This is a genomic window from Alkalicoccobacillus porphyridii (assembly GCF_007293315.1).
Classification (GTDB): Bacteria; Bacillota; Bacilli; order Bacillales; family Bacillaceae_D; genus Alkalicoccobacillus; species Alkalicoccobacillus porphyridii.
In genome coordinates, this window is sequence record NZ_VLXZ01000056.1 from 1 (window position 1) to 432 (window position 432).

The 432-nt window shown below is 56.0% G+C and carries 1 protein-coding gene; it reads left to right on the forward strand.

The annotated features are described in order from the left end of the window. Positions 1-432 (forward strand): alpha/beta hydrolase (locus FN960_RS23490; protein WP_143850766.1); only part of this gene is annotated, 432 nt, incomplete at both ends.

A 432-nucleotide genomic window follows, 5' to 3' on the forward strand; every position in this document is an offset into this window, starting at 1 on the left:
CGTGAAATCCTCGACGTCCAGGCACGTATTGTGATGAGCGATGCTGAACGTACCGACGATGATTTATACGATACTGTGATTGGCTACCGTGGTGGCAACTGGATTTATGAGTGGGCCACCCAGGCGATGGTGTGGCAACAAAAAGCCTGTGCGGAAGAAGATCCGCAACTCAGTGGTCGACACTGGCTGCATGCGGCTACGTTGTACAACATTGCCGCCTATCCTCATCTGAAAGGAGATGACCTGGCCGAGCAAGCGCAGGCTTTATCAAACCGCGCCTATGAAGAGGCCGCCCAGCGTCTGCCGGGCACGATGCGGCAGATGGAGTTTACCGTACCCGGCGGTGCGCCCATCACCGGCTTTTTGCATATGCCGAAAGGCGATGGCCCGTTCCCGACAGTATTTATGTGTGGTGGTCTGGATGCGATGCAG